Annotated in this window: 13 protein-coding genes; 5 read left to right on the forward strand and 8 right to left on the reverse strand. The window is 38.5% G+C overall.

The window, feature by feature from the left end; all coding sequences use genetic code 11:
• Positions 1-351 precede the first annotated feature (351 nt).
• The 5 genes from JMN32_RS01310 to JMN32_RS01330 all read right to left on the reverse strand — a co-directional run bounded on the left by JMN32_RS01310 (position 352) and on the right by JMN32_RS01330 (position 7,626).
• Positions 352-1,620, reverse strand: a complete 1,269-nt coding sequence (locus JMN32_RS01310) for a M16 family metallopeptidase (protein ID WP_202854473.1) — start codon at positions 1,618-1,620, stop codon at positions 352-354.
• Positions 1,621-1,623: 3 nt separating this feature from the next.
• Positions 1,624-2,784: a type IX secretion system outer membrane channel protein PorV gene (porV, locus tag JMN32_RS01315; protein WP_202854474.1), complete on the reverse strand. Its 1,161-nt coding sequence runs from the start codon at positions 2,782-2,784 to the stop codon at positions 1,624-1,626.
• A 27-nt stretch (positions 2,785-2,811) separates the two neighbouring features.
• The gene (gene porU / locus JMN32_RS01320) at positions 2,812-6,216 is read right to left on the reverse strand and encodes a type IX secretion system sortase PorU (RefSeq protein WP_202854475.1); all 3,405 of its coding nucleotides are present in this window, start codon (positions 6,214-6,216) and stop codon (positions 2,812-2,814) included.
• A 66-nt stretch (positions 6,217-6,282) separates the two neighbouring features.
• The gene (gene pssA, locus JMN32_RS01325) at positions 6,283-6,975 is read right to left on the reverse strand and encodes a CDP-diacylglycerol--serine O-phosphatidyltransferase (RefSeq protein ID WP_202854476.1); all 693 of its coding nucleotides are present in this window, start codon (positions 6,973-6,975) and stop codon (positions 6,283-6,285) included.
• A gap of 6 nt (positions 6,976-6,981) precedes the next feature.
• Entirely contained in the window at positions 6,982-7,626 is a 645-nt protein-coding gene (locus JMN32_RS01330) for an MBL fold metallo-hydrolase (protein ID WP_202854477.1), read from the reverse strand.
• A 68-nt stretch (positions 7,627-7,694) separates the two neighbouring features.
• Between JMN32_RS01330 and JMN32_RS01335 the strand changes: the two genes are divergently transcribed.
• From JMN32_RS01335 to JMN32_RS01345, 3 genes are read left to right on the forward strand one after another with little or no spacing between them, the layout of a single operon-like run.
• Positions 7,695-8,774 (forward strand): NAD(P)/FAD-dependent oxidoreductase, encoded by a 1,080-nt coding sequence (locus tag JMN32_RS01335; RefSeq protein ID WP_202854478.1) that lies wholly within the window; start codon positions 7,695-7,697, stop codon positions 8,772-8,774.
• A complete protein-coding gene (locus tag JMN32_RS01340) occupies positions 8,775-12,059 on the forward strand; it encodes a TolB-like translocation protein (protein ID WP_202854479.1) in 3,285 nt (1,094 codons plus the stop codon).
• A 47-nt stretch (positions 12,060-12,106) separates the two neighbouring features.
• Positions 12,107-12,985 carry a YicC/YloC family endoribonuclease gene (locus tag JMN32_RS01345; RefSeq protein WP_202854480.1) on the forward strand — a complete coding sequence of 293 codons (879 nt, stop codon included), beginning with the start codon at positions 12,107-12,109 and terminating at the stop codon, positions 12,983-12,985.
• 4 nt (positions 12,986-12,989) lie between these two features.
• Here the strand turns inward: JMN32_RS01345 and JMN32_RS01350 are convergent, their stop codons facing one another.
• The gene (locus tag JMN32_RS01350; RefSeq protein WP_238354303.1) at positions 12,990-14,291 is read right to left on the reverse strand and encodes a UDP-N-acetylmuramoyl-tripeptide--D-alanyl-D-alanine ligase; all 1,302 of its coding nucleotides are present in this window, start codon (positions 14,289-14,291) and stop codon (positions 12,990-12,992) included.
• A gap of 155 nt (positions 14,292-14,446) precedes the next feature.
• On the opposite strand from JMN32_RS01350, the gene JMN32_RS01355 reads away from it, so the two are divergent.
• Both JMN32_RS01355 and JMN32_RS01360 read left to right on the forward strand, forming a co-directional pair.
• Positions 14,447-16,675, forward strand: a complete 2,229-nt coding sequence (locus JMN32_RS01355) for a T9SS type A sorting domain-containing protein (RefSeq protein WP_202854481.1) — start codon at positions 14,447-14,449, stop codon at positions 16,673-16,675.
• 154 nt (positions 16,676-16,829) lie between these two features.
• Entirely contained in the window at positions 16,830-17,054 is a 225-nt protein-coding gene (locus JMN32_RS01360; RefSeq protein WP_202854482.1) for a hypothetical protein, read from the forward strand.
• Here JMN32_RS01360 and JMN32_RS01365 read toward each other — a convergent pair.
• Complete coding sequence (locus JMN32_RS01365; RefSeq protein ID WP_202854483.1) at positions 17,044-17,841, reverse strand: amidohydrolase; 798 nt, start codon at positions 17,839-17,841, stop codon at positions 17,044-17,046. The two genes, JMN32_RS01360 and JMN32_RS01365, sit on opposite strands and share 11 nt — an antisense overlap.
• A complete protein-coding gene (locus JMN32_RS01370) occupies positions 17,829-18,977 on the reverse strand; it encodes a methionine aminotransferase (protein WP_202854484.1) in 1,149 nt (382 codons plus the stop codon). Before JMN32_RS01370 ends, JMN32_RS01365 begins: the two co-directional genes overlap by 13 nt.

An 18,977-nucleotide genomic window follows, 5' to 3' on the forward strand; every position in this document is an offset into this window, starting at 1 on the left:
CGTCGCCAGATTTTATCAATGAAACCCTGTTCATTATGAACAGGGTTTTTTGTTTTATAGACCTTACCATTCTAAGTTGCATAATGTCGTTAAATAACAATTGTCTACACGTGGTAAGAGTTAACGCTACTCAAGGAATACCATATTAGCATGGAACATGTCTGAAGGATCCTTAATCCTTACATAAATACTACCTGTATGATTAGTTCGTTAACCTTTGATTGTTTTTATAGGTCTTTTGATAAGTAGTATGTCTTAATAGAAAGACTTTTAACAACTGCCAGGAATGAACAAGCTGTTAAACATTATGTTTTAAGAAATATTAGTTAAGAAGTTGCGAATGGCTTCTGGTTAACCTATGATAACTTGATTTAGAGAGCCTGGCTTCAGATATTTATTGGCTATTTCCTGTATTTCTTCACTTGTGATTTCTTCAATAGTCGAAAGGTAACGGTCATAGTAGCTATACTCCAGACCGTGGATATGTATGTTTTTAAATTTTTCAGCTAGAGAAAATGCCGAGCTTAATTTGGATTGGAAGTGTCCAACCATATGGTTTTTAACCGTATCCAGTTCATGTTGCTCTACAGGAGTGTTACAAAGAATATGTAGCTCTTTGTTTACTTCATCTATGGTATCTTGAACAAACTCCTTTTTAACGTCGGTTCCAATAACTATATAGCTATTGTGTTTTAAAGCGACTATACTTGAATATATACCGTAAGTGAAGCCTTTATCCTCTCGAATGTTTTTCATCAATCTAGAGCCAAAGTAGCCGCCAAAAACATGACTTGTTATTAGCAATGGAATATAGTCGGGGTGTGTCTTTTTGACCGTATGCGTTCCTATACGTATTGATGATTGTAATGCTCCTGCTTTTTCCTTCTTAATAGTTGATGGCGGAGCATCAGCTAAGGTAAATAGGCTTTCATGGATGTTATCTGTTGATGTTGTAGCTTGTTTGAATGCACGGTTAATAATATTGATACTGGAGGAACTTACCTGGCCGGAAGCAATAAGTTCTATAGACGTTAAATGTTCTTTGTGAAACCTCTTAAGTTCCTCTTGGCTACGACCGCTCAAATCCTCTTCAGTGATTATTTTTCCATAGGGGTGATTCTTACCGAATAGTAGGTTCCTGAATGTTTTGGATGCGACTATGTTTGTACGCTCTTGCTGTAGTTTAAGTTGCTGTACTTCAATCTGTTTGATCCTTTTTAGCTCATTCTCGGGAAATGTAGGTGTAAATATCATTTCAACCAGATAAGGAAGAAGCGTTTCAAGGTGTTTTGGTAAACAGTATAGACTTACAGATGGAGCATCAAATGAAGGGTTTAATTCAAGAAATGCACCGTACTGAGCAAAGTGGTTTGCAAGCTGATTTGATGTGAAGGATACTGTTCCTTCTCGCAACATTTTCAAGGCTAGAAGAGAGGTGCCGGTTTTATTTTCATGATATGTTCCTCCAAAAGGAAACATTATCTCTAGTTTAATAACAGGCTGGCTTCCTTCATCTAAAAGAAAAAGCGGAATACCACTATCCAGGGTGTGCCGCTTTACTTTTGGAAACTTTATTTGATACGAAGAAGTGTGGCTCGGTGCTACAGATCGATTTAACATAGATTAATCTACAACAGATTCTTCATCCTTACTACCTTTGTCAAAGTTGAAAAGGAGTGTGAATCGAAGCGTTTCAGCTAACGGATGCTCCTGTTCTTTAGGTACTAGGTAGGCAAAGTCAATTCCGAAAACCTGATATCTGAAGCCTAGCCCTAGGGTCAGATATTTTCTGTTTCCTTTATCCTCCGATTCGAAGAAATAGCCTACACGAGCAGCAAATGTATTGTTGTACCAATATTCAGCTCCTGCAGAAACGGTTACTTCTTTCAACTCTTCACTAAATCCGTCTTCGGCATCACCAAATGAACCAAACATACCACTCAAAAGCGATTTGTCACTTTGGGCTGAGTCCAGCTGAGGGCTTGGTACCATTAATTTATTGAGATCAACACCAAAAGTCAACTTGTTATACGGATCTAGGTTAGTGGTGAATGCACCCCCTAATCTAAGATTAGTTGGGATAAAATCTTTATTGCTTTCGTCAGAGTAAGTAAGCTTAGAGCCAATATTAGAGATTACTGCAGCCAGAGCCAGATTAGAATTGCTTCCACTTAACAGCAAGTCTTTATCATAGAAAACTGCAATATCAGCCGCGATACTATTACCTGGCTTTGCTTCTACACCACCTGAAGAAAAGCTTCCTGTGAGGTTTGAATGAATATATCTACCGGCAACACCGATACTTAGGTTTTGCGTTAACATTCTTGAATATGCTGCATCGAATGAAAACTCTCTAGGATTAAACTGACCTTCGTCACCACCTTGCTCATTGGTGAAAAATATTTCACCCAAATCAAAGTAGCGCATAGACATGGCTACAGCCTGTTCTTTTGAAAATTTGTAATAACCAGATAGGTAAGTAATAGACATGTCATTTATAATTTTACCTAGCCATGGTGTATAGGAAAGGGAGAACCCTATATTATTTTCAATAAAAACAAGTTTTGCAGGGTTCCAGTATATGGAGTTCGCATCAGGGGACGTAGCTGCTCCGACATCCGCCATCCCTCCGGCGCGAGCGTCAGGTGTAATGGTGAGAAAAGGAACTGCTGTGGTAATTACTCTTCTCGAAGAATCTTGACCGACAATACCCTGAGCTTGAGATGTATAACCTGTTAATACTGATAAAATGACCGCCGAGACGAGCGTAAATAACCTTTTCATGTGACTTCTGTTAGCAAACAAATATAATTAATTAATAAGAATAAGCTTTTCATATCCTTGATTTTTTCCCCCATCCGACATAGAACGTACCATGATCTTAAATAAGTATATTCCTCCCGGAACTTTTTGTCCAAAGATATTTGTGCCGTCCCAATTGAAAAGCTCTATATCTGATGTACTTCCTTGTATCTCAAAACTCATGTCTCTTAATATTTCACCTGATCTGGAGATTATCTGGAGATTGACCTGAAGATCTTCGCCGGATCGGCTATGCTCAAAAGCAATGGTAGTATTGCTGGAAAAAGGGTTGGGGAAAGCCCTTAAATTCGATAACGAAATGCTCCCTTCCTCACCTACAACGAATTCGATTTCACTTTTGCCTGGGTTGTTGTAGGTATCCCAGGCCTTTAGTGTTAGTGTATGTTTCCCTTTTTCTAGGTTATTAAGTGGAAAGGAAACCCATCCGGTTTTGTAGGTGTTTTGAGAAGCTATATAATATTCATTAAGGTTATAAACGTTTTTGTCATCCAATATGGCAGTGATATTGTTTCCGACTCCGTATCCTGAAATATTAATGCCACTTTCATCTGATAGCCTAGCAACCAACATCGTATTAGGGTTGACTTCTCCGGTGCCTCGGTATGTGCTATCTCCCAGATACAGTTGAATATTAGGTCCCGTATTATCCTGAGGTGGGTTTATAGCCGTACCTCCCACAACAATTTCTATATCAGAGCCATTTGCATCGTCATTTTGAGTTTTTTGGAATGCGTATAAACTGATCTTACCTGTTCCTGCTTGGTAAGAAATATTTTTAGGTACAACAAATTCGACGGTAAATTCTCCATTACTAATCGTTGATGTTCCTCTGAAAATGACATTTTTACGAGACTTGTACGTATAAGGGGTGTTTTCCTGGCCAAGTGTTACGAACTCAGACTCCTTATCATAAATGACGGTCTCTAAGGTTCCGTTAAATTCGGTGCTTTTTAAACCATCCACTTCCTGGATTTCTCCTTGGATTTTAACTTTACTTAAAGCTTTAAGCGTATCTGATTTATTCGCGTTGCCGTTAATTGACGTTAACACAACTTTCTTTTTTGGATAGCTGAGCCTTAGGGAGGGATCCCCTAGCAAACCAAAGTTTCTGTTTCCTACTTTATTGGCATCAATGGCTTTGTCCACGCTATTATTTTTTGTGATCCTTATAATATCACCAAGTCTTGGGTATTGGTCATCCGTGATTCTAAACAACTCGTTATAGAAGGCTTTATTCAAAGCAAAATTAGAGCTTGAAAATACAGGTCTACAAGTACTTATAATGCCAATACCTCCTCCTTTAGAATTGGTTACTAGCTTTTCTCCTCCTGAGATCAGAGTTGGGTCATCATGTCGACCAAACTCACAAGTGGCGGTAACAAATAGAGGGAGCCTTTTAATGTTATCCCATTTTCTTATCATTACAGTATCCAATATTTCTTCTTCGGTCCAGCCGACTTCTCTTCCGTGCCCTGTAAAATTTATTACCAATGCGCCTTTACTCACTAATTTGGTTAGTGCTTCTTTAGCTTTAGGTGAGGTCTGTTTGCTAGGGGTGGAGATTTGAGGATAAGCGTCCAAAAAGAACTTATTGTAATTGAAGTCTGAAAATGCAGTATCGATCAATACTGTTAATTGATCCGATTGTGATGTGTGCGTATTGGCGTCTCCATCATCAGCCACAAATGCTATATCATTTCGCCAATGTCCCAAAGCTTCTGGGTCGGTGCTATAACTTATAAGCTTATCTACCACTGTTTTAGCCTGTTTTAGGCTGGTAACTGGTAATCGTCCGACTCCTATTTCCATAGTATGGTTGCCTCCCGACTTCTCTTGCCATTCACCTTCATCTGATTCCATAAAACCAAAATAGTCATCTGAGGTATAGGTGTCTAGCGGGTATAGAGAGTTTCTTGATTCATATACAGGAACATAATTGTTGTTCTTTTGTAGAATATTTTTATAATCGTAGGAGCCTCTTCCAAATAACAAAAGGTATTTAAGCCTGTTGGTTTTGCCGTATAAGTATTTGGTATAATCTCTAATGGCTGTGACATCCTGTTTGCCACTTGAAAACTCGTTATAGACTTGTTCCGTTGTTACTACTGCTACGCTAAGGTTATCATTAGACCTTCTGAATTGTGCCAGCCTTTTGGCTTCAGGTAAAAAGTTTGGGTGAGTTACTATTAGTAAATCAGGAGTACTGATCCCTCGAATATTTTGATTAGGAATCTTTATAATTTCCGGGGTGAGCAGTTTGGCCGGATCGAAAGCTATAAACTCCTTTATCGCAGATGTTTCAGTTCCAAAAGAAGCTTTACCCTGATTAAAAGTAAATGGCTGGTTTTTAGCAGCTAAGGGATCTGATATATCCCAAATCATAGTTTGTGCTGTAGCATCAGAAATTTCAAAAGTACTGCTAGTGTTGTTGCTGCTTTCAGTTGATCTGAATATGGTCATGCTCTGGGTTAACTTGAGATGACATTTAGCCTCTATGATAAGGTAATCAAGGAAACCAGCAGCATACCCGGAGCTGTTTCCTATATACTCCAGTTTAACCGCAAGATTGCCACTTCCAATATCATTTGAATTAAGCATAAACTGACTCAAATCCTCATTGCCTTTAACACTATATAAATATTGCTTTTTGTTAAAGTCAGGAATGCTTCCTATAATTTGTTCTCCTGCAGCAATATCATTAAGAGTCAGCTTGAATTTAGATTCAGCAAAAGACTGGGCCATTACTGCTGATGTAACTGTAACAGTGGTATTTGGAATAAGTCCATCTATTTTGAAATTATAGGTTTGTATCCCGGGATTGCTTTCATACCATTTCCGTCCAGAGCCAAGAATGTTCTTCTCATCTACCTCATGGTACCTAAAAGTGTTGTAACTCTGTATTTTAGGGAAACTTGTACCTAGGTTGGAACCGCTGGATATTCTTAGGCCGTTATCGGTACCGATCGTTAGAAAATAATAATTCTGGTTAGAGTAAATATTATGCTGGTAGTTTAAAATACCTCCTTCATAGCTATATGAATCGGCTCCCTGAGCATATATGAGTATATAATCACCGTTGTCGAACTTTCCATCATTTTCCCCACTAATGTATATGGCATTTTGTGTCAGATCGGCAGGTCTTTCTATGCTGTTTGCTTGAGGGAGCATTCCGGAACCATTTCCATAGACCTGGATTTTTCTTGGGTCAATGCTGGCTACATCAATGCCCATTTCCTGCAATTTACTGTGGGTGATTTTATAAACTCCATCTTTTTCAATAGTTAGCTTGAACCAGTCACCCGAGGATAAAACCGAATTATCCTGGCTGATAGCAGCTTGTGAAAAAGTGAATAAATAAAACAGAATAATTATGACTCGTAAATTTCGGGTCATGGGAGATCGGTTTGATTATGAAGTAGCAACATGATATCCGTTTTAAACGTTTCCTGTCAGCTTATATTATGTTACGCTTTGCTTATTCACAGTGTTGTTTATTAGTGATAGACCGATATACGTAATAATAATAAGCGAAATAGCCAATATTTTAAATATCGCTATAAATAATACGCTTATGATCAGAAAGGTAAACCTTATCTTATTGTCTTTCCAGGAAAATGACTTGAACTTAAGTGCAAAAAGCTCTACAGGAGCGATGAGCAATAGTGAAAATACTATGGAAACTGCGAGCAATACCCAGATACTAACAAAGCTTGAGTAGTCTGAGGTAACAATAAATGCAAAAGAAGATATAAACAAAGCATTAGCCGGCGTAGGGAGGCCAATAAATACCGATTGCTGCCTTTCATCAATATTGAACTTGGCTAGCCTCAAGGCAGAGAATATTGCAATTGTAAAGGCTATGAAGGACAAGTATTCATTTTCAGAATACTGACCGATCAAGTGATACATAATCACTGCAGGAAGGACTCCAAAGGTCACCATGTCGGCTAATGAATCTAATTCTTTGCCAATTGGAGAACTTACTTTTAACATTCTGGCAGCAAACCCATCGAAAAAATCCAGGACCATAGCGAGCCAAAGCAAGTACGTTGCGAAAATCAAATCACCTTTAAATGCAAAGACGATACCCAGACAACCACAGAAAAGGTTGCCGCAGGTAATAGTATTAGGGATATGTTTTTTGATATTCAAAGCAAATTAGGCTACAGCGCAGAAGGGATTTGATTTTTTTTCAGTTCCTACATTCGTGGCCGGACCATGTCCACAATAAACAGTGAAATCTTCACCCAATGGGAATATTTTTGAGTGGATGCTGTTGATCAATGTATCAAAGTCTCCACCAGGTAAATCTGTACGGCCAATACTACTCTGAAACAGCACATCCCCACCTATACATATTTTATCTGCTTTGCTAATGAACGCAATATGTCCTGGGGCATGTCCGGGTACGAAAATTACATCTAGTTTTGATTCTCCAAATTCAACAATATCGCCTTCATCTAAATGCTGATCTACAGTGGCCTCTTCATAGTTAGTGAAGCCATAAGATGGTGCGTAGACCTTCACTGATCTCAAAGTTTGCTCGTCCAGTTGATGTACATAAAGTTCTACATTGAATTCCTTCTTAACATATTCGTTGCCTAATACATGATCGATATGGCAATGGGTATTCAGTAGTTTAACCACTTTCAAGTCATTCTCAACAATAAAAGCTTTCAGCTCTTTCTTTTCATATTCTTCATAACACCCTGGGTCAATCACTACACATTCTTTAGTGTCATCATATAAAACATATGTGTTTTCCATGAATGGATTAAATACAAAAGACTTGATGTATATCATTATGTTCTGCTTCTCTTTTATCAAATTTGTCCAATAGAAACAAAAATACATTTTTATAAAGATTTTTAATGCATAATAGCCGTGAGATTGATTATATCATCGTAGGGCAGGGCCTAGCAGGTTCTACACTTTCGTATCAGCTTATAAAAGAGGGAAAAAACATATTGGTAATTGATGAGGGCAACCCTCACACTTCTTCGAAAATTGCCGGCGGCCTTTACAACCCGGTGACTGGGCGAAAAATGGTGAAAACCTGGAAAGCTGACCTGTTGTTTCCTTACTTGATTAATTTCTATAAGGAGATGGAACAGCTTTGCTCGTCCAGGTTTCTGGTGGATATCCCAATTTACCGCCCATTTATCTCTATGGAGGAACAGAATGAGTGGATGGGCAAAAGTTCGACGATAGAATATGCTCCCTATATTAAGAAGGTTCATTGCAAGTCACTTTACTCATTTGCCAATGACCCTTTCGGGGGTATCGAACTGTTACAGTCGGGCTATCTTGATATACCTATATTTTTGGAATCATTCAGGGATTATTTGAGCAGTAATGAGCAGTTGGATGATTCTCAATTTGAAAGTGATAGCCTTATTGTGGAGAAGTCCTTTGTGCGATACAAAGGCACAAAAGCACGAAGGATAATTTTTTGCGATGGTTTAAACAGCGTGAAACAAGGGCATTTTCAATGGCTGCCTTTTAGCCCTGTAAAAGGTGAAGTGTTACGAATAAAGTCAGACTTTAAGTTAAACAACATCCTTAACCGTGGAGTTTTCGTAGTACCATTAGAAAATGGTCTTTTTCGGGTTGGTTCAAATTACGATAATCATGATTTGACCTCGGTGCCCACTGAAAAGGCTAGAGCTGAAATAACCGGCCGTTTGAGCGACTTAGCAAATATTAGCTATGACATTGTTGAGCAGGTTGCCGGAATACGACCAGCTACCAGAGATAGAAGACCATTTTTAGGACTGCATCCTGATTATGAAACTATTGGAGTATTTAATGGGTTAGGAACTAAGGGTGTGTCTTTAGCTCCATACTTTTCAAATCACTTGATGAGGTTTTTGGAATATGGAGAAGAACTCAGTTCTGAGGTCAATATTAATCGCTATTTTTCGTTATATTACGATTCTCTAAAAAATTGAATGAAAAGTATTAAGAATTCTCTATTAACATTATTCGCTATAGCCGCACTTTCCCAGGCATCCATGGCTCAAAGTACTATGGAAAAGTTTGGGAGGAATCGAATCCAATACGAGCAATTCGACTGGCGATACCTAAGTTCTGATAATTTTGATGTTTACTTCTATAAGGGTGGAGACAAAATTGCCAAAGAGGTAACCGAATATCTCGAAGAAGAGTTTGAGCGTGTTACTGACATCATTGGATACCCCCCATACTCGAAAACTAAATTATTTTTGTACAACTCTAATGCCGATTTACTACAAAGTAATATTGGTATAAACGATCATGCCGTAAGCGCGGGAGGAGAGACACAGTTTGTTAAGTCACATATTGAAATAGCCAACCCAGGAAATATTAATGCATTGAAGAAAGAACTTTTATATAAAGTTTCTTCACTTATGGTAAATGAAATGATGTTTGGAGGAAGCCTGAAGGATATGTTCCAAAGTTCTGTTTTGTTGAACTTGCCGGAATGGTTCATCAATGGGGCTTCACTTTATGTGTCTAAAGGTTGGAGCATTGAAATGGATGACTATGCCAGAGAGCTTGTAAACACCAAACATCCAAGAAAATTCGGAAAACTGACGGGAAAAGAGGCAGCCCTGGCCGGACAATCCCTATGGAATTTCATCGCCGAAAAATATGGTAAAAGTAATATATCCAATATCCTGAATTATACCCGTATAATTCGTAATGAAGAGAAGAGTATCGCCATAACTCTTGGGGTGAGCTTTGATCAAGTGATGTATGAGTGGCAGAATTTTTACACAGATATTGATAGACAGGTTGATGAAAATTATATAGAGCCTAACAAGGATAACCGAGTAATAAAGAGGAACAGGAAGGATATAATTTATTCACATGTTAAACTTAATCCGGATGGCACCAAGCTTTCCTATACTTATAATTATAAAGGGAGATATCATGTTTATGTTAAGGACCTGTCAACAGGCCATGAAAAGGAGGTGCTCTCCGCCGGAGATAAAGTAATTAACCAGGAAATAGACCATAATATTCCGCTGATAGATTGGGTTGATGAGAGTACTTTAGGTATTGTGTATGTAAAGAAGGGACAGATTTACTTTAGCTTATATGATTTAATTACTAACAGTAAGCTGCCTCGCATAATGGATAAATTTGAGCAAGTCAGGAGTATAAGCTTTTCTGATAATGGTCGCTTGATGATCGTGAGTGGTGTTGTAAATGGCAAAAATGACTTGTACCTTTTAAGTACGCGAAGAGACAGGGTTAAGAGATTGACAGATGATATTTACGATGACATTGATCCTGCTTTTGTGCCTAACTCAAATACTATTGTTTTTAGTTCAAACAGGGTGTCGGATACATTGAATGTAGAGACTACAGATTTTGAAAAGGTTGGCAATAATTTTAATCTTTTCTTTTATAATCTAGATACAACGGAAAATATACTTCATAGAGTTACAAATACGATTAGCCGCGATGTAAAGCCAATGGCTTTGAGTTCTACTCGATTATTTTACCTAAGTGATCAAAAGGGAATAATCAACCTCTTTACTTATGACTTATCAACCGGTATATATACTCAGGTAACTAATTTTGGTTCTAGCATTGAAAATTATGACATAGATTTTGGTAGCTCTAAATTGGCCTACATTATGGCTAGCCATGGTAAGGATTATGTTTACTATGATCCGGAGTTTAACTATGATCAACAGATTTTTACGCCGTTAACTACACGCCAGCAGGTTTTGCAGGCAAAGGCTTTCAGATTGAAAAGAAACCAGGAAAAAAAGGAAGCACTTACTGTTAAAGAAATTGTAGAGCAGAGACTAGCTGAAGCCAGGGAGAATAAGGAGGAGCAAAAACAAGATACAACGATTTTAGAAGAAGGCTTCATTGATACTGACAACTATCAGTTTGACATTGAAGAAGAGGAAAAGGAACAGGAAGAAGTTATCAATACCGATAACTATACATTTGACTCGGATATTCTTAAAGAAGAGCAGAAAGATTCATTCCTGGCACAATACAGAAAGCTTAGAAAAGGAAATAAAATCACGGGACCTTTTCCTTATGATACCAGATTTAGTGCCGACCATCTGGTGACATCTCTTGTGATAGATCCGTTGAGGGGTTTTGGTATTTTGATGGAAACGGAAATGAATGATATGTTGGAAAATCATAAGTTTTCAGGAGGTATCATGGCCACTGTTGATTTACGTAGTGGAGATATATTTGCTGAGTATCAATATTTAAAAAGTCGGGTTGATTATAGTGTGAGGTATGACAGAGAGGTGATTTTCAGAGACTCTGAGATGTTGCATAAATACAGCAAGAATGCTTTTGAAATTGGTGCGGCTTATCCTTTCAACCCCAAAACAAGGATAGCCATGAAGCCGTTTTATGCCGTTACCAGGTTTGAAAATTTGGAACCTACATTGGTTGGTAATACGCCTACACCGGTCTTTAGTCCGTCATCATCTGAACAGTACGGTGGCGCTACTGTTGAGATCGTTTTTGACAACTCAGTAATTAATGGAATGAACCTGATTGAAGGTAGCCGCGCGAAAATAAGGCTCAAACATTATGAGGGGATGACCGACCAGAATAAAAGTTTCTCTAATTTCTCGGCGGATTTCAGGCACTATCAAAAAATATATAAAGAAATAGTACTGGCCGGCAGACTATATTATGGAACGTTTTTTGGAAAGGCTCCTAAGCAATACCTATTGGGTGGAATGGACAATTGGTTATTTTTCGATGAAAACACTGATGGCACAAACAACCCATTGAAGCCAAATGCAGAAAAGGATAACAGTGACCTTTTATTTGTAGAGTATGCTACTAACCTGAGAGGCTTTGATTATGGCGCACTATACGGAAGGAATACATTGCTTTTCAACGCAGAGCTAAGAGTTCCATTGGTCAGGGCATTAAGTAGTGGACCTATAACATCTAACTTCTTCAGAAATTTACAGTTTACAGGCTTTTTTGATATAGGTTCTGCCTGGACCGGAAAATCACCGTTTAGAGAGGATAACTCCATAAGCACAAAGATTATCCCTGAAGATCCAGCAGACCGAGAGAAAAGTAATTTTATCATTGAGCTAAAGAACTATAGAAGTCCATGGATTTATAGCTACGGAGCTGGTTTCAGGACAATTATTCTGGGGTATTACATCAAGTTGGATGTAGCCTGGCCTGTTGATAACTATGAGATTGGCGGCCCAAGAGCTCATTTGACATTAGGATACGACTTCTAAGTCAGCTATTTTTGTTCAACATTATATTAAAATTCAGTTAGCCATATATGCTTAAATCCATGACAGGCTATGGTTCATCTCACCTTTCTAATGATGAGGTAACCATTAATATCGAGGTTAAAACTCTCAATTCTAAATATCTTGACCTTAACTTTCGTTTGCCCCGGGCTTTCTCTGAAAAAGAGATAGAACTACGCAATCTGGTTTCAGAGAAACTTCAAAGAGGCAAGGTTTCTTTAAGTATTGATTATGTCAAAGAAAAAGAAACAGAGCTTAAGCAACGGTATAACGAAGAGCTGTTCGTTCAGTATTACACTAAATTGAAGCGGCTTGCAGACAGAGTGATAGCTCCCGACCAGGATATTTTCAAATTGGCCCTGAGTGCTCCTGATGTTATGATCACCGATCAAAATGAAGAGGTGGATGAACAAGAGTGGACCAATCTAAAAAACCTGGTGGAGCAAGCACTTGATAATTGTGATGCCTTTAGAAAAAAGGAAGGTGCAGAACTCCAGCAGAAATTTTCCACATATATTCAGTCTATTAGCCATAGTCTGGAACAAGTGAAAAAGTTGGATCCCAAACGTGTTGAAAAGATCAGGGACCGTATCAAAGGTAATCTTACAAAGTTTGTAGATGAGGAAGGTTTGGATAAAAACAGGCTGGAGCAGGAAATTGTCTATTATATTGAAAAACTTGATATCACTGAGGAAAAAGTGAGACTGGCGAGTCACCTAAACCATTTCAATGAAGTGCTTTCAGATAAAAACTCTCTTGGTAAAAAGTTGGGGTTCATATCTCAGGAGATAGGTAGAGAAATCAATACCATTGGCTCAAAGGCTAATGATGCTGACATTCAAAAGCATGTAGTATCAATGAAAGAGGAGCTGGAGAAGATCAAAGAGCAACTCCTTAATGTACTTTAATGCATCAATGGATAAACTCTACTATTTCTTCCAAGCCCAGGCTTCTTGATGCTTTTATTAAGATAACATGCTGATTAAAATGCTGGGCTTTTAGAGTCTCAATCAGATCAGCTTTACTTTTAAAGTATTTTGCATCGGGTAAATGTTTAAGGACTGATTTAATCATATCACCACAAAGATAAACATCTGTGAGGTGCTTGCTGGAAAGGTCTGCTCCTAGCTTTTCATGTTCGGAAATACTTTCAGGCCCTAGCTCTTTCATATCGCCAAGTATAGCTACCTTATGTTTCGCACTCATTTGTGACAGGTTTTCCAGAGCTGATGCCATTGAACTTGGGTTGGCATTATATGCATCCAGTATGATGGTATTATTCCCTTTTTTTATGATTTGAGACCGATTATTCTGGGGAATGTACTCCGCAATTGCCCGGTTAGCATCAGTCTCGGGAACATTAAAGTATTTGCCAATGCATAATGCTGCAGCTATATTTTCAAAATTGTATTTCCCAATAATGTTGGTCTTGATTCGCTCTCCATTTTCAGCTTTTAGTTCAACAAAAGGCGAGGCATCTATGAACTCACAATGATAGTAGTTGCCTTTTTGAGGGTAGAATAATGGGTTGAGAAATCGCTTTGACATATTGCTTAATACCTCATTTTTCGAATTTATCCAAACGATACCCGATGTTAGGGTTAGGTGATGGTATAGTTCACTTTTTGCTCGTATCACCCCCTCATAACCTCCAAAACCTTCCAGGTGAGCCTTACCAATGTTTGTGATTAGGCCATGTGATGGCTTGGCAATGCTGCACAGTTGCTGAATCTCCCCAACATGGTTTGCTCCCATTTCAACGATGGCAATCTCATGCTGATCCTCAATAGAAAGTACCGTTAGAGGTACTCCTATATGGTTATTAAGGTTTCCTTGGGTGGCTAATACTTTATAAGATTTACTCAGCACCACATTAATGAGCTCTTTGGTAGTCGTTTTACCATTTGAACCGGTTAGGCCAATGACTGGAATTTTTAGTTGGTCCCGATGGTATCGCGCCAGACCCTGTAGTGCCTCAAGTACATCTTCAACTAAAACAAATCGATCATCTTTTTTATACTTCTCTTCATCGATTACAACCATTGATGCCCCTTTTTTCAATGCTTCTTCAGCAAATTCATTGGCATTAAAGTTAGGTCCCTTTAAAGCGAAGAAGATAGACCCCTTTTCAATCTTTCTTGTGTCAGTACTTATTTTTCTGGTTTCTAAAAAACGGCTGTAAATGGTTTCAATCATGAGAGTTATCTTATTCATGCTAATATAGCGCGTGTTACAAAGAAGAGTAGTGTTAAAAGCAAAAATATTGACGTATTTTACAACTTGAATAAATACATTAAATGTAAAAATTACAGATACGCGAACCTGTAATGGAGATTCTTCGTTAAGTTACATGTTCAAAATCAGCTCGTATGAAAACCCTTTATGCTTTTACGCTCATTTTTTGTACATCTTTTTCGATTTCCAAAGCACAGTTTGTTTATACACTTGACCAATCAATCCCCGTGGAAAAGAAAGGTGTTACGTTAAGTATGCCCTGGACTGGTGGGCTGAATAGTATTCAATACAGTACAATAGACCTTAACCATGATGGTATTGAAGATCTTGTAGCTTTTGATAGAAGTGCTCATAAAGTTTACCCCTTTCTCGCTGTGGATAAGGCGTATGCCTATGCTCCTGAATACGCCTTCTACTTTCCTGCTGAGATAAAGAACTGGATGCTGTTAAGAGATTATAATTGTGATGGAAAGAAAGATATCTTCACTAGCCATTCTTTTGGTGTTCGTGTATTCATTAATGAGACAACTGTGAAAGGCCCTCTTAGCTGGAGAGAGTACATTACTGGTACAGATAACTCAGGAGATGATCAGTATTTTCTGAAAACCAAAGGCTTTACTTCCAATATCAACATGCAAATGAATTCGTCTGATATTCCTGCAATTGTTGATATAGATGGAGACTCTGACCTTGATATCTTGATGTTTCGAGCCAGTGGCACATCCACAGTTGAGTTTCATAAAAATCTGAGTATTGAAAGGGACGGGAATTGTGATTCCCTGCAATACGAACGCATTACACAAACATGGGGGAATTTTCAGGAATGTCAGTGTGGAGAGTTTGCCTTTAACGGGAATGATTGTGCAACCTCAGGGGGAAGGGAGGAGCATCAGGGCGGTAAGTCAATACTATTGCTCGATAATGATAGTGATGGAGATTACGATGTGTTAATCTCAGAGGAAACTTGTGGTAACCTTTTCATTATGGAAAATACAGGAACCAATGAATCACCTTCCTTTAATTCAGCCAGTGCTGGTTTTCCTAATAGCAGTGATCCAGCTACAATGTTATTTTTTCCAGTAGGTTATTATGAAGATGCAGACTTTGATGGAGTAAGGGATATGTTGGTTTCGCCAAATGTTGCAAATAATGTATCTAACTCGGTAAACTTTGAGTCGTCAAGCTGGTTTTATAAAAATATAGGAACAGACAATAACCCACAATTTGAACTTAAAAATCGTAATTTTCTGCAGGATCAGACCATAGATCTTGGAGAAAATGCATCACCAGCCTTTGGTGATTATGATGGTGATGGTGACTTAGATATGATTTTGGGAAGTTATACTAACCAGGGGGCTCCGGGGTTTAATGCCACTCTTTTACTTTATGAAAACACTGGCTCGGTTAATGAACCTTCATATGTACTTAAAAGTGAAGATTACCTGCAACTTTCATTGTCAACGGTGTTTAATCTTAAACCAAAATTTCGTGATGTTAATGGGGATAACCGTGTCGATTTGGTATTTAGTGCAACTGAACTCTATAATTTCTCCACTAATGTTTACTACATATTGAACCGAGGTGAAGGGAAGTTTAACTTTGAAGAAGAGATACGTGTCTTATTTTCAAATATCGGTTTTGATGAGAACTTTGAGACCTATGACATCAGTGGAGATGGTTTGACGGACATACTCATAGGAAAGAGTACCGGAAAATTAGAATACTATGTTAATGTTGGAACGATAAATGCCCCGGTATTCAATTTGGAGGATGATACATTTTATGGGCTTAATTTTAGTACGTCGAGGTTGGATTTGAGTGTTACCATAGCTGATATTAATAGTGATGGTAACGCTGATATGATTGTTGGAGATAAACGGGGGAGTCTGACAATATATGATAATTTTCTTGCCCATGTTGAACAACCTGAGAATGGAATTACTGATTTTGTCTGGTCTTCAAATGAAGAGGTATCGACTTTTAATTTTGGAGGTAAACTGTATCCAGCAGTGGCTAACCTTTTTAATGAAGATAAACCCAGCCTGATTATAGGGACGGGGCAGGGAGGTTTACACCTATTGAGAAATTCAGATGCACTGGCTGGGTATGTCAACAGGTTTGATCTAGATATTTTTCCCAACCCGGTATTTAGTTCCTCCATGAAATACATTAATGTAAGCTCTAAGACTTCTGGTAATGCTACCATAATTTCCCTTCTTGGACAACAAGTGACAGACAGTTTTTATTTGCCTGCAAACACGGTGAAACCCATTTCGGTGGCAGGACTTAATCCGGGTATGTATATTGTTATCCTGTCTGCTGGGAATGAATATATACATCAACGGTTTATAGTTGTTGAATAAGGTGTACTTGTTTCTTCATATCAGGATTACAAAGGATCAGTTCATTTTTAAGAATGATTCAATAGACAACTTAAGGGTTTGGTTGCCTCATGTTACATTATTTGACTTAGATAACTATTCAGATACTACAACCATACAAACAGCAATTAAAGCTATGGATATAGCTGAAAAGGTATTTATACAGATTGAAGCAGAGGAAGGACCAGAGCTGGGAGGGGCTTTAAAGGTTTTAAATCAAGTTATTAAAAAAACTTCGGCTGTTATTGATTATCAAGGAAGTCATGAGACCTTGAATAAAATAATGATGCGTTTCAAAGATAAACAACTTGGTCAGGGCCTGTCGTTGCAGGAAAAAGTTCAGGAATTTTTCAGTGATTGATGGTAAAGTGGTCGGCATCCATATAAGCAGGAAATTTTTCTCTAAGGCCAGTGACGTCAGCGGGGTTCAGAGTAACTGTATGTATCTCCTCTCTGTCATCTGCTGCATAAAGTGCGTCACCTTTGGGCGTAATAATGGCTGAGTGACCGTTGTACCCTACCTGATTACCATCTTTACCAATTCGGTTAATACCAATTGTGTAGCTGAGGTTTTCTATGGACCTGGCTTTTAAAAGAATGTCCCAGGCATTGACTCTGGCAGCAGGCCAGTTTGCAATATAGATTGCAAGGTCATAACTCATTTGGTTACTTTCACCTTCCGGAAAATTTCTGCTCCATACAGGGAAACGTAGATCGTAGCAAATCAAAGGACAGATGCGCCACCCTTTCAAAGTTTCTATCAATCGCTCTTTTCCTGGAGAGTAGTGTTCATGCTCATTGGCCATTCTAAACAGGTGTCTTTTGTCATAAGAGCTGTATTGTCCATCTGGTTTCATCCAGACTAGCCTATTATAGTATTTACCACCTTCTTTAGCAATGAAGCTACCGCAAATTACAGCTTTGGTTTGTTCAGCCATTTGCTTCATCCACTTAAATACCTTGTAGTTCATGGGTTCGGCAAGTTCTTCTGCCTGCATGGAGAAACCGGTGCTGAACATTTCTGGCAGTATAATCAAATCGGTAGATTCATCGATCTGCCAAATCTTTTCTTCAAACATCGCAAGGTTCGCGTCTGAATTCTGCCAGTAAAGTGGCGATTGAATTAATGTTACCTTTAAATTCTGCATAATATCTTAGCAGCTTTTTCTATGGTTTCTTCATTTTTTGCAAAGCAGAATCTTAATATCTTATCATCCCTACGATTTTTATAAAAAGCTGAAATAGGTATAGAGGCAATGCTGTGCGTTTTTGTAAGATATTCGGCCATTTCCATGTCCGGTCGGTTAGAAATCTCTTGATATGAGAGTGATTGGAAGTAAGTACCATGACATGGTATCGGAATAAAACCAGAGTCTTTAATTTGACCCAGAAACAGGTCCCTTTTTTGCTGATAGAAGGCAGGCAATTGGGTGTAGTTACTTTCGGTTTTGAGGTATTCGGCAATAGCCAGTTGCACGGCTGTATTTACACTAAAGGTCACAAACTGGTGAACCTTTCTAATCTCAGCCATTATATCTGCAGGAGCCACTACGTAACCTACTTTCCATCCTGTGGCATGGAAAGTTTTTCCAAAAGAGAATACCGCAATACTTTGATCTGCAAGTGCAGGATATCTAAGTACGCTGGCATGAGTAAAATTATCAAATATGATATGCTCATAAACCTCATCACTCAGAATAAGCAGATTAGGATGTTGCATAGCTATTTTATCCAGCCGTCTCATGTCCTCACCAGTTAATATAGACCCGGTTGGGTTATGAGGTGTATTGATGATGATCATCCTTGTTTGGGAAGTGACCTTTTGCTCTACCTCATCCCAGTTAATAGAGAAGTCCGGCTGCTTGAGAGTAAGGTGCATTGGAATACCACCACTTAACCGTATGACTGGGGCATAACTGTCATATGCCGGGTCAAATAGGATAACCTCATCATCTGGGGAAATTAGTGCTGTTATCGTATTAAAAAGAGCCTCAGTAGCTCCAGAGGTAATAGTAATTTCAGTGTCAGGGTCAGCATAGTAATTAAAACGAGATTTTAGCATAACTCCTATTTGCTCTCGAAGTGCGGGAACCCCAGGCATGGGTGCATATTGATTGAACCCATTGGACATGTATTTATTTACCAGACCGATTAGCTCTTTTGAGACTTCAAAGTCAGGGAAGCCTTGAGAGAGATTAATGGCACTATGTTCCTGTGCCATTTTCGACATTACAGTGAAAATTGATGTGCCTACATCCGGAAGTTTTGACTTTAGTTTTGGCAT

The organism is Fulvivirga marina (genome assembly GCF_016775155.1).
In the GTDB taxonomy this organism is placed as follows: Bacteria; Bacteroidota; Bacteroidia; order Cytophagales; family Cyclobacteriaceae; genus Fulvivirga; species Fulvivirga marina.

Bases quoted from the DNA above. Each gene is read 5' to 3' on its own strand.
- JMN32_RS01310 (WP_202854473.1), bottom strand. From the start codon at position 1,620: ATGTTAAATCGATCTGTAGCACCGAGCCACACTTCTTCGTATCAAATA.
- porV (WP_202854474.1), bottom strand. From the start codon at position 2,784: ATGAAAAGGTTATTTACGCTCGTCTCGGCGGTCATTTTATCAGTATTA.
- porU (WP_202854475.1), bottom strand. From the start codon at position 6,216: ATGACCCGAAATTTACGAGTCATAATTATTCTGTTTTATTTATTCACT.
- JMN32_RS01330 (WP_202854477.1), bottom strand. From the start codon at position 7,626: ATGATATACATCAAGTCTTTTGTATTTAATCCATTCATGGAAAACACA.
- JMN32_RS01335 (WP_202854478.1), top strand. From the start codon at position 7,695: ATGCATAATAGCCGTGAGATTGATTATATCATCGTAGGGCAGGGCCTA.
- JMN32_RS01340 (WP_202854479.1), top strand. From the start codon at position 8,775: ATGAAAAGTATTAAGAATTCTCTATTAACATTATTCGCTATAGCCGCA.
- JMN32_RS01345 (WP_202854480.1), top strand. From the start codon at position 12,107: ATGCTTAAATCCATGACAGGCTATGGTTCATCTCACCTTTCTAATGAT.
- JMN32_RS01350 (WP_238354303.1), bottom strand. From the start codon at position 14,291: ATGAATAAGATAACTCTCATGATTGAAACCATTTACAGCCGTTTTTTA.
- JMN32_RS01355 (WP_202854481.1), top strand. From the start codon at position 14,447: ATGAAAACCCTTTATGCTTTTACGCTCATTTTTTGTACATCTTTTTCG.
- JMN32_RS01360 (WP_202854482.1), top strand. From the start codon at position 16,830: ATGGATATAGCTGAAAAGGTATTTATACAGATTGAAGCAGAGGAAGGA.
- JMN32_RS01365 (WP_202854483.1), bottom strand. From the start codon at position 17,841: ATGCAGAATTTAAAGGTAACATTAATTCAATCGCCACTTTACTGGCAG.
- JMN32_RS01370 (WP_202854484.1), bottom strand. From the start codon at position 18,977: ATGCCAAAACTAAAGTCAAAACTTCCGGATGTAGGCACATCAATTTTC.